Genomic DNA, 2,538 nt, shown 5'->3' on the forward strand with positions numbered 1-2,538 from the left:
GATCTCGCGCTTCATGCGGCGCGCCACCTCGGTGAAGACGTCGATCTGGAACCCTTCCGTGCCGCCGCCCAGCTTTGGCATGGCGTGCGGCGCGAACGTGCCGTCGACCCCCGTGCGCAGCGGCGGCTGCTTGTCCTGCGCGAGCAGCGGTGCCGCTCCGATAAGCGTCGCAATCGCGACGGCCGCCAGGCGACGTTTCAGCATCTGAAGTCCCTCCCTTCCAAGAAATCCCCGTGGATCAACCGTAGAACACGCGTTGCTGAATGGCAATTTACAGGCCATGTTGGCTGCCATGTCCGACCGCATCCTCGTCATCAACCCGAACTCCACCGAAGCCGTCACCCGGGGTATCGATGCCGCCATGGAGCCGCTGCGCCTGGCAGGCGGCCCGTCGATCGAATGCGTCACCCTGAAGGACGGCCCGCCAGGCATCGAAAGCCAGGCGCATGTCGAGCAGGTCGTGGCGCCGATCGGCGAGATGGTAAGGAAGCGCGACAACGATTGCTCTGCCTTCGTCATCGCCTGCTATTCCGACCCCGGCCTGCATGCGGCGCGCGAGCTCACCACCAAACCGGTGCTGGGCATCGCCGAGTGCGGCATCCTGACGGCGATGACCCTGGGCCAACGCTTTGGCGTCATTTCCATCCTGCGCAAATCCATTCCGCGCCACCTGCGCTATGTCGGCCAGATGGGCGTGAGCGAGCGCATGGCGGGTGACCGGGCAATCGGCCTCAGTGTCGTCGAGCTCGCCAACGAAGCCACGACCTTCGCCCGCATGGCCGAGGTCGCCGTCGAGCTGCGCGACGAGGACGGCGCCGACGTTCTGGTCATGGGCTGCGCCGGCATGGCGCGCTACCGCGATCGCCTGCAGCGCCATGTCGGCCTTCCGGTCGTCGAGCCCAGCCAGGCGGCGGTATCGATGGCGATCGGGCGCTCGCGTCTGGGTTGGGCGGCCTGACCAGGAGGTCATGGCCTCTTGGACCGCGGGCATCCCGCCCGCTCATGATATGAGCGGGCGGGATGCCCGCGGTCCGCATGAGCCGCCTACTCGCGGCGGAACTCGTGCTCGAAATTCAGCCTGTCGCGGCAGATCGCCAGCGTGTCGCTGACGCGCCGGCATGTCAGGCTGTTGGGCGGGCCGTTCCAGGAGGCCTGAGGGGGCGTGCACGGCACGGGCGGCTGCGTCGTGCCCAGGGAATTGTCGTTGCCGAATCGCGCGGTGATCGGCGCCGTGCACGTGATCGTGCCTGTCCCCGGGCAATGGGCCGTCGTGCGTCGCTCGCCGCTGCCATTGCTGCCGAAGCAGATGCGGCCGGCCTTGACCGCGCATCGCTCCGTGCGCCCTGCGAGCCCGATATTGCCCTCGGTGTCGCGACCCAGGCGCCAGCACCCTTGCAGCATCCCGAGGTCCTTCTGCGCCCAGCGATCGGCGGGCAAGGGTGGCGGTGGTGCCGCGGCAACCGGCGGCGGCTTGGGACGCTCGACGGGCTTGGGCGGTGGGGCGACAGGCTTGGGCGGCTCGACCGGCTTGCACTGCGCGAGCTTCGACTTGATCTCGGCCTCCAGCGCCGCGACCTCGGCCCGCAGCTTGCGGCCGTCGGCCTCAGCTTCGTCGAGCGAAGCCTTGAGAACGGGTGTGGGATCGGGCGGTGGCGGCGGTGCGGGCGGCGCCGGTGTCTCGATCGTGGAGACACTGGTGAGCGGCCCGACCGGCGCGCAGGCCCGCAGGAACCACGAGCCGATGAGCAGGGCCAGGATGAACAGCAGGCCCATCAGCAGCGCGGCCAGCCATCGTGGCCGATCTTCCCGGGAAAGCGCGGTCATTGCTCGCAGGCGGATTGCTCCAATCGAGCTTACATCCTCCCTGCGTCCGGGCGTCAGTGATCAATCTGCGGCGGCCGCCTTCTTTGGCCCTTCGGCTGCCGGAAAAACGACGCGATCGTCGGTCCGGCAGTAGCGATCGGCGAACATGCGGCCGATCGGATGATACTTCTCCATGTGCACCCGCATCGCCTTGGGATCCCACAGCTCGTCGCGGAGGTGGAAGCGCAATCCCTCGCCGATGATGAGCTGGCGTTCGTCCTTGACGTTGAGCACCTGCCAGATCTTGCACTCCAACGACCACGGCGCGTCGGCCAGCCTGGGTGGCTTGACGTCGACCGACGGCACGAGTTTCAGCCCGAGATAGTCGGGCTCGCCGATCTCGGGCGGGAAATCGCCGCTCGACTCGTGCATGGCGCGGGCCAGCGGCTCGTCGGCCAGGTTCACGACGAACTCCCCGGTACGCTTGATGTTGGTCCAGGTGTCCTTGAGCCGCCCGTCCGGTCGCTTGTTAACGGCGAACATCACCAGCGGCGGGTCCTCCGCGAAGACATTGAAATAGCTGAACGGCGCGGCATTGACCGTTCCGGTCGGCCCGATGGTCGTCACCCAGGCGATCGGCCGGGGCAGCACGAAGGAGATCAGAAGCTTGTAGCGTTCGTGCGGACTCAACTCGGAAGCGGCGTATTGCATCTCTCGAATCCTCTAGTTGCTCGG

Annotated in this window: 3 protein-coding genes and 1 pseudogene; 1 reads left to right on the forward strand and 3 read right to left on the reverse strand. The window is 67.3% G+C overall.

Features of this window, described 5'->3' with window-relative positions:
• Positions 1 to 204: pseudogene (locus tag AB7O82_RS38110) on the reverse strand (hypothetical protein); the annotation flags it as partial.
• An 88-nt stretch (positions 205 to 292) separates the two neighbouring features.
• Between AB7O82_RS38110 and AB7O82_RS38115 the strand changes: the two are divergent.
• The gene (locus AB7O82_RS38115) at positions 293 to 958 is read left to right on the forward strand and encodes an aspartate/glutamate racemase family protein (protein ID WP_428550806.1); all 666 of its coding nucleotides are present in this window, start codon (positions 293 to 295) and stop codon (positions 956 to 958) included.
• An 86-nt stretch (positions 959 to 1,044) separates the two neighbouring features.
• Here AB7O82_RS38115 and AB7O82_RS38120 read toward each other — a convergent pair whose 3' ends face one another.
• Both AB7O82_RS38120 and AB7O82_RS38125 read right to left on the reverse strand, forming a co-directional pair.
• Positions 1,045 to 1,824, reverse strand: a complete 780-nt coding sequence (locus AB7O82_RS38120) for a hypothetical protein (RefSeq protein ID WP_428550808.1) — start codon at positions 1,822 to 1,824, stop codon at positions 1,045 to 1,047.
• A 60-nt stretch (positions 1,825 to 1,884) separates the two neighbouring features.
• A complete protein-coding gene (locus AB7O82_RS38125) occupies positions 1,885 to 2,514 on the reverse strand; it encodes a flavin reductase family protein (RefSeq protein WP_428550810.1) in 630 nt (209 codons plus the stop codon).
• Positions 2,515 to 2,538 lie beyond the last annotated feature (24 nt).

The organism is Reyranella sp. (assembly GCF_050185545.1).
Classification (GTDB): Bacteria; Pseudomonadota; Alphaproteobacteria; order Reyranellales; family Reyranellaceae; genus Reyranella.